General features: G+C 71.3%; 8 protein-coding genes. 3 read left to right on the plus strand and 5 right to left on the minus strand.

The window, feature by feature from the left end:
- The coding region (locus tag GTW67_RS30135) for a threonine/serine exporter family protein (RefSeq protein ID WP_161167918.1) at positions 1 to 1,206 on the plus strand (1,206 nt) is incomplete at its 5' end.
- 93 nt (positions 1,207 to 1,299) lie between these two features.
- Here GTW67_RS30135 and GTW67_RS30140 read toward each other — a convergent pair.
- Positions 1,300 to 2,172 carry a VTT domain-containing protein gene (locus GTW67_RS30140; RefSeq protein ID WP_161167919.1) on the minus strand — a complete coding sequence of 291 codons (873 nt, stop codon included), beginning with the start codon at positions 2,170 to 2,172 and terminating at the stop codon, positions 1,300 to 1,302.
- Positions 2,173 to 2,306: 134 nt separating this feature from the next.
- Here GTW67_RS30140 and GTW67_RS30145 point away from each other — a divergent pair, with 134 nt between their 5' ends.
- Complete coding sequence (locus GTW67_RS30145; RefSeq protein WP_003975421.1) at positions 2,307 to 2,672, plus strand: YbjQ family protein; 366 nt, start codon at positions 2,307 to 2,309, stop codon at positions 2,670 to 2,672.
- Between the two features lie 21 nt (positions 2,673 to 2,693).
- Here GTW67_RS30145 and GTW67_RS30150 read toward each other — a convergent pair whose 3' ends face one another.
- Positions 2,694 to 3,455 carry a TipAS antibiotic-recognition domain-containing protein gene (locus tag GTW67_RS30150; protein ID WP_161167920.1) on the minus strand — a complete coding sequence of 254 codons (762 nt, stop codon included), beginning with the start codon at positions 3,453 to 3,455 and terminating at the stop codon, positions 2,694 to 2,696.
- Positions 3,456 to 3,554: 99 nt separating this feature from the next.
- Between GTW67_RS30150 and gad the strand changes: the two genes are divergently transcribed.
- Positions 3,555 to 4,997, plus strand: a complete 1,443-nt coding sequence (gene gad / locus GTW67_RS30155; RefSeq protein ID WP_161167921.1) for a glutamate decarboxylase — start codon at positions 3,555 to 3,557, stop codon at positions 4,995 to 4,997.
- On the opposite strand, the gene GTW67_RS30160 is transcribed toward gad, so the two are convergent.
- From GTW67_RS30160 to GTW67_RS30170, 3 genes are all read right to left on the minus strand, one after another.
- The gene (locus tag GTW67_RS30160; protein ID WP_161167922.1) at positions 4,987 to 5,748 is read right to left on the minus strand and encodes an ABC transporter permease; all 762 of its coding nucleotides are present in this window, start codon (positions 5,746 to 5,748) and stop codon (positions 4,987 to 4,989) included. The genes gad and GTW67_RS30160 overlap by 11 nt on opposite strands.
- Complete coding sequence (locus tag GTW67_RS30165) at positions 5,745 to 6,686, minus strand: efflux ABC transporter ATPase subunit, DrrA-related (protein ID WP_161167923.1); 942 nt, start codon at positions 6,684 to 6,686, stop codon at positions 5,745 to 5,747. Before GTW67_RS30165 ends, GTW67_RS30160 begins: the two co-directional genes overlap by 4 nt.
- 83 nt (positions 6,687 to 6,769) lie before the next feature.
- A complete protein-coding gene (locus GTW67_RS30170) occupies positions 6,770 to 7,411 on the minus strand; it encodes a PadR family transcriptional regulator (RefSeq protein WP_161167924.1) in 642 nt (213 codons plus the stop codon).
- Positions 7,412 to 7,451 lie beyond the last annotated feature (40 nt).

Raw genomic sequence — 7,451 nt, forward strand, 5'->3', positions numbered from 1 at the left:
GAGGCCGCGATGTTCGCGGTGTGCCGCTCCTACGGCCTGGACCGCTGCGAGCCGAACGTCACCTTCACCCTGCTGTCGATCTCCCACCAGCCGTCCCTGGTCGAGGACCCGGTGACGGCGTCGCGGACGGTACGCCGCCGGGGCACCGACTACACGCGGCTCGCGGCCGTGTTCCAGCTGGTGGACGACCTCAGCGACCCGGACACGCACATTTCCCTGGAGGAGGCCTACCGGCGCCTCGCCGAGATCCGCCGCAACCGGCACCCGTACCCGACGTGGGTGCTGACCGCGGCGAGCGGATCGCTGGCCGGCGCGGCCTCGCTGCTCGTCGGCGGTGACGTGATCGTGTTCTTCGCGGCCCTGTTCGGCGCGATGCTCGGCGACCGGCTGGCCTGGCTGTGCGCGGGGCGCGGGCTGCCGGAGTTCTACCAGTTCGCCGTGGCCGCGATGCCGCCGGCCGCGATAGGGATCGCGCTGACGCTGACACACGTCGACGTGAAGGCGTCCGCGGTCATCACCGGTGGCCTGTTCGCGCTGCTGCCGGGGCGGGCGCTGGTCGCGGGCGTGCAGGACGGTCTGACCGGGTTCTACATCACCGCGGCCGCGCGTCTGCTGGAGGTCATGTACTTCTTCGTCAGCATCGTCGCCGGGGTGCTGGTGGTGCTGTACTTCGGTGTCCAGCTGGGCGCCGAGCTCAATCCGGACGCCGCGCTGGGCTCGGGCGACCAGCCGGTCGTGCAGATCTTCGCGTCGATGCTGCTGTCGCTGGCCTTCGCGATCCTGCTCCAGCAGGAGCGGTCCACCGTGCTCGCGGTGACCCTGAACGGCGGCGTCGCCTGGTGCGTCTACGGGGCCATGCACTACACCGGCGGGATCTCGCCGGTGGCCTCCACGGCCGCGGCGGCGGGGCTGGTGGGCCTGTTCGGGCAGCTGATGTCCCGCTACCGGTTCGCGTCGGCGCTGCCGTACACGACCGCGGCGATCGGGCCGCTGCTGCCCGGTTCGGCGACGTACTTCGGTCTGCTGGCGATCGCGCAGAGCGAGGTGGACGCGGGGCTGCTGTCGCTGTCGAAGGCGGTGGCGCTCGCGATGGCGATCGCCATCGGGGTGAACCTCGGTGGGGAGATCTCGCGGCTGTTCCTGAAGGTGCCGGGTGCGGCGAGTGCCGCCGGCAGGCGGGCGGCCAAGCGGACCCGGGGTTTCTAGGGTGCCCAAGGGGGCGGGGGGCGCGGTACGACGGCGAGTGCAGGTGCGTCGTGGTTTCTCGCGCAGTTCCCCGCGCCCCTTTCAGGGGCGCCTTCAGTGCCCCTGGTTGTACGGGTACTGGTCGCCGTACTGCTGCTGACCGCCGTGGTTCTGCGGGTACTGCTGGGCGTACGGCTGCTGCTGGTTGCCGTAGCCCTGGTTCCCGTAGCCCTGGTCGTACTGCTGCTGGTGCTGCTGCGGCTGCTCGTACGGGTCCACGCGGCGGAGCTGGGTCGTGGCGTCGTCCATGACCGGGTACGGGGGCTGCTGCTGGGCCGCCGGAGGCACCGGCTGATTCGCCGCGGCGCGCTTCTTCTTGCCGCGCTCGCGCAGGAACTCGATGCCGATCGGGACCACCGAGACCAGGACGATCAGGACGAGGATCGCCTCGACGTTGGTGCGGATGAACTCGATCTGCCCGAGCCAGTAGCCCGCGAGGGTGACGCCGGTGCCCCAGGCGACGCCGCCGATGACGTTGAACGTGAGGAACGTGCGGTACTTCATGCGGCCGGCGCCCGCCACGATGGGGGCGAAGGTGCGCACGATCGGCACGAAGCGGGCCAGGACGATCGCCTTGGGGCCGTACTTCTCCATGAACTCGTGGGCCTTCTCCAGGTTCTCCTGTTTGAAGAGCTTGGAGTTGGGACGGCTGAAGAGCTTGGGGCCGAAGAACTTGCCGATCATGTAGCCGACTTGGTCGCCGAGGACGGCGGCGGCCACGATCAGGGTGCACACCAGCCACAGCGGCTGGCTGATGTACTGCCCCTGGGCGACGAACAGGCCCGCCGTGAACAGCAGCGAATCACCGGGCAGGAACGCGAAGAGACCGGACTCCGCGAAGACGATCAGCAGGATGCCGGCCAGGCTGAAGGTCTCGATCAGATAGTCCGGACTCAGCCACTCGGGGCCGAGCGCAAGCGTGGTCACGGGATTGTGGCTCCTGCACTGGGGGGCGGGCGGGGGCTTTGGCTGCCCCAACGTATCAACGCGGCCGTCGGGGCCCAGGTTCCACGGACGCCCAAGGGGTGCGCTGTGCGCCCGGCCGGGGAACCCTGTGAACCATGGGCATTGAAGAATACGGCGGCGGACAGGGCCCTCAGCCCGACGTACTCGTCGTGACCACGAACGACCTTCCCGGCCACCGCGTCCAGGAGGTGCTCGGAGAGGTCTTCGGACTGACCGTACGCTCCCGGCACCTGGGGAGCCAGATCGGTGCCGGGCTGAAGTCACTGGTCGGCGGTGAGCTGCGCGGACTCACCAAGACCCTCGTCGAGACCCGCAACCAGGCCATGGAGCGGCTCGTGGAGCAGGCACGCGCGCGGGGCGCCAACGCGGTGCTGTCGTTCCGCTTCGACGTGACCGAGGCGGCGGACGTGGGCACCGAGGTGTGCGCGTACGGGACGGCGGTGGTCGTGGCCCGGGAGTGAGACCCGGGCCACGACCACTGCTCAGGGGGTGTGCCGGACGGCGTTGGCGAGGATCGCGTCGCGCATGTAGGCGGCCAGGCCCGGCTTGGCGGCGTCGATGTTTCGCGTGAAACGTTCGTCCGAGACGTACATCTCGCCCAGGCAGGTGTGCATCTCGTACCCGCAGTCGTAGTGGTTGCGGGCGATCCCCTGCCGGTGGTCCTCGGCGGCGTCCATGGCCGCCTCGGAGTCGGCGGGCTCGCCGGCGTCCATCAGGGCGACGAAGCGCCGGGTGAGCTCGTCGGCCTCGTCCTGGAGGCGCTGCCAGTCCTCCTTCGTGTACGAGGCGGTCCTCTCCTTGGACTGGCGGTAGGCGTCGGTGCCGCCCCAGCGCTCCCGGACCTCCTCCTCGTACTGGTCGGGGTCGAAGTCGCCGAAGACCTCGAACTTCTCCTCGGGCGTGAGGTTGATGCCCATGCTGCGTGCCTCCATGGCGTGCTCCACGGCCGCCGCCATCTTCTGGAGCTTCTCGATCCGGGCGGTCAGCAGCTCGTGCTGGCGGCGCAGGTGCGCGCGCGGGTCCGCGGCCGGGTCGTCGAGCAGGGCGGCGACCTCGTCGAGCGGGAAGCCGAGCTCGCGGTAGAACAGGATCTGCTGGAGCCGGTCGAGGTCGGCGTCGCCGTAGCGCCGGTGGCCGGCGTGGCTGCGCTCGCTCGGTACCAGCAGGCCGATGTCGTCGTAGTGGTGCAGGGTGCGCACGGTCACCCCGGCGAAGCCGGCCACCTGTCCCACGGAGTAGCTCACTTCCGCTCCCTTCTGTGACGCCGTCCACGCTGCCTCCTCACGCCACGTGAGGTGCAAGCCCGGATGCGTGGCTCCTTGCCCGGACCTACCGTCGGACGCATGCCACTGCACCACGGGCACCAGCCGCCCCGGGACGACGACAGCACCCGTCGCCGGCTCGCCGTGAAACCCTTCTACGGTCAGACGGACCCGACCGGCGGCATGACCGAGGCCCCGCCCGCGCACCGGCTCCCCGACACTCCCCTGCCGCCCATGACGGCGTACCGGCTGGTCCACGACGAGCTGATGCTGGACGGCAACGCCCGGCTGAACCTGGCCACCTTCGTCACCACCTGGATGGAGCCGCAGGCCGGGGTGCTGATGAGTGAGTGCCGCGACAAGAACATGATCGACAAGGACGAGTACCCGCGCACCGCCGAGCTGGAGCGGCGCTGCGTGGCGATGCTCGCCGACCTGTGGCACGCGCCCGACCCGTCGGCGGCCGTGGGCTGCTCGACGACGGGGTCGAGCGAGGCGTGCATGCTCGCCGGAATGGCCCTGAAGCGGCGGTGGGCGCTGCGCAACGCCGGCCGGTATCCGTCGACCGCGCGGCCCAACCTGGTGATGGGCGTGAACGTGCAGGTCTGCTGGGAGAAGTTCTGCAACTTCTGGGAGGTGGAGGCCCGGCAGGTGCCCATGGAGGGCGACCGCTTCCACCTCGACCCGCAGGCCGCCGCCGAGCTGTGCGACGAGAACACGATCGGGGCCGTCGGCATCCTCGGCTCCACCTTCGACGGCTCCTACGAACCGATCGCCGACCTGTGCGCCGCCCTGGACGCCCTCCAGGAGCGGACCGGTCTCGACATCCCGGTGCACGTCGACGGGGCGTCGGGCGCCATGGTCGCGCCGTTCCTGGACGAGGACCTGGTGTGGGACTTCCGGCTGCCGAGGGTCGCCTCGATCAACACCTCGGGGCACAAGTACGGGCTGGTCTACCCCGGGGTCGGCTGGGCGCTGTGGCGGGACGCCCACGCGCTGCCCGAGGAGCTGGTGTTCCGGGTCAACTACCTGGGCGGCGACATGCCGACCTTCGCGCTGAACTTCTCCCGGCCCGGGGCGCAGGTGGCCGCGCAGTACTACACGTTCCTGCGGCTGGGCCGCGAGGGCTACCGGGCCGTGCAGCAGACCTCGCGGGACATCGCCCGGGGCATCGCCGAGCGGGTGGAGGCGCTCGGCGACTTCCGGCTGCTGACGCGCGGCGACCAGCTGCCGGTGTTCGCCTTCACGACGGCCGACGACGTGACGGCGTACGACGTGTTCGACGTCTCCCGGCGGCTGCGCGAGGGCGGCTGGCTGGTGCCCGCGTACACCTTCCCGCCGCACCGCGAGGACCTGTCCGTGCTGCGCGTGGTGTGCCGCAACGGCTTCTCGGCGGACATGGCGGACCTGCTCCTCGCCGACCTGGAGCGGCTGCTGCCCGACCTGCGCCGGCAGCCGTATCCGCTGACCCACGACAAGGGCGCGGCCTCCGGGTTCCACCACCAGAGCGTCCTCAGCGGCTGAGGCGCGCGAACCTGCCCACCGCCAGCGGGAAGAACACCGCGAGCAGGGCCAGCGGCCAGCCGACGGCCGCCCAGACGTGGCCGGGCTCGCCGCCGGGGCCGCCGAACAGGTCGCGTACGGCGGTGGCGGTCTGGGAAAGCGGGTTCCACTGGACGGCCGTGCCCAGCCAGCCGGGCATGGAGTCCGGTGCGGCGAAGGCGTTGGAGAGGAAGCCGACCGGCCAGACCAGGATCTGCACCGCCTGCACGAGTTCCGGCTTGCCCGCCACCAGCGCCAGGAAGATGCCGATCCACAGCATGGCGAACCGCAGGAGCAGGAGCAGGCCCACCGCGCCCAGGAACGCGCCGGGGCCGCCGTGGGCGCGCCAGCCGAGCGCGTACCCCACCGCGGTCATCACCGCGAGGCCCGCCGCCGACTGGAGCATGTCGGCGGCCGAACGGCCGACCAGCACCGCGCCGTTGGCCATCGGCAGCGAGCGGAAGCGGTCGATGACGCCCTTGTCGAGGTCCCGGGTGACGGCGATCATCGTGCCCTCCAGGCCGAAGGCCATGGTGAGCGCCAGCATCCCGGGGACCAGGTAGTCGACGTAGTCGCCGCTGACGTCCCGGCCGCCGCCGACCAGGTAGCCGAACATCAGCAGCAGCATGACGGGGAAGACCAGGTTGACGGCGACCGTGACGGGCTGCCGCGCCCAGCGGGCCAGCTCGCGGCGGGTCATGGTCCAGGAGTCGGTCAGGGCGTGGGCGGTCACACGGTCTCCTCGGTGCGGTCGGTGAGGTGCAGGAAGACCTCGTCCAGGGTCGGCCGGCGCAGCGCCACGTCCTCGGCCTCGACCCCGGCCTCCCGCAGCGCCCGTACGACGTCGGAGAGGGCGGCCATCCGGTCGGTGACCGGGGCGCTGAGCAGCCGGCGGTCGGAGTCGACGCGGACGCCGGTGAGCGGCAGCAGGGCGGCCGCGGCACCCAGTTGCCCGGCGTCGCGCAGGACGACGTCGATGCGGTCGCCGCCGGTGGCGGCCTTCAGCTCGTCCGCCGTGCCGTCGGCGACGACCCGGCCGGCGTCGACGACGGAGATGCGGTCGGCGAGCTGGTCGGCCTCCTCCAGGTACTGGGTGGTGAGCAGGACCGTCGTCCCGCCGCCGACCAGGGAGCGGACCGAGTCCCACACCTCGGCGCGGCCCCGGGGGTCGAGGCCGGTGGTCGGCTCGTCCAGGAAGAGCACCTGCGGTTCGGTGATGAGGGACGCGGCGAGGTCGAGGCGGCGCCGCATGCCGCCGCTGTAGGCGCTGACGGGCTTGCGTCCGGTGTCGGTGAGACCGAAGCGGGCGAGCAGTTCACCGGCACGCGCGCGGGCGTGCCGGGCGCCCAGGTGGTGGAGGCGGCCGAACATCTCCAGGTTCTGCCGACCGCCCAGTTCCTCGTCGAGCGCCGCGTGCTGGCCGAGCAGGCCGATGCGCAGCCGCACCGCGTACGCGTCGGTGACGACGTCGTGCCCGGCCACCTCGATCCGGCCCGCGTCCGGCCGCAGCAGGGTGGACAGGATGCGGACGAGGGTGGTCTTGCCCGCGCCGTTCGGGCCCAGCACCCCGTGCACCGTGCCGCGCGCGACCGTGAGGTCGAGTCCGTCCAGCGCGTTCCTGCCGCCGTACCTCTTCCGTGCCCCTTCGACGGTGATCGCCGTGTCGGCCACTGCCGCTCCCCTCGCTAGCCAAATTTGACTACCCGCTCGAAGGTCCCGACGGTAAGGCACCCGATCCCATTGGTCAAACTTGATTAGCGGGCGTCCCCGTAGTGCGGCCGCCCCGACGCGAAGGGGTTCTCCTCGCCCTCCGCCAGCACGCCGACGAACGGCTCGCCCTCACCGGCGAAGGTGTACGCCCCGCCCCGGATCCGCTCGATCAGACCCCGGGTCCACTCGGCGCCGGAGTCGGCCGAGTGGACCCAGAAGTTCATGATCTCGCCGATGTGCCCGAGCCTGCCGGGCCCCTCCTCGGGCGTGTAGTACTCGGTGACGGAGCGCCGCCACTCCTCCATCTTCCGCACCCTCTGCTCCAGCAGCCCGAGGGCCTCCTCGCGCGGGAGGTCGACCATGAAACCGAGCGCCGCGGTGAGCACGTCGGGCCGCTGGTCGTAGGCGGTGAGGTAGGAGCGGAGCAGGGTGAGGTACTCCTCGGTGCCCTGCTCGGTGATCTCGTACTCCACGCGCGGCGGCCCGCCCGCCGTAGACGGCGCGACCTCGTGCGCGAGGAGCAGCCCCTGCTTGGCCATCTGCTTCAGCGCGTGGTAGATCGAGCCGGGCTTGGCGTTGGACCACTCGTGCGCGCCCCAGTACTCCAGGTCGTTGCGCACCTGGTAGCCGTGGGCCCGCCCGTGCTGGCGGACGGCACCGAGCACGAGGAGACGGATCGCTGACATGGATCCAGCCTAGGGCCTGTCGTTTGGATCAGGTCGGCTG

This window comes from Streptomyces sp. SID5910 (genome assembly GCF_009862125.1).
In the GTDB taxonomy this organism is placed as follows: Bacteria; Actinomycetota; Actinomycetes; order Streptomycetales; family Streptomycetaceae; genus Streptomyces.

Excerpts from the sequence above, each read along its gene's own strand:
- gad (WP_161167921.1), top strand. The coding sequence starts at position 3,555 with ATGCCACTGCACCACGGGCACCAGCCGCCCCGGGACGACGACAGCACC.
- GTW67_RS30170 (WP_161167924.1), bottom strand. The coding sequence starts at position 7,411 with ATGTCAGCGATCCGTCTCCTCGTGCTCGGTGCCGTCCGCCAGCACGGG.
- GTW67_RS30145 (WP_003975421.1), top strand. The coding sequence starts at position 2,307 with ATGGGCATTGAAGAATACGGCGGCGGACAGGGCCCTCAGCCCGACGTA.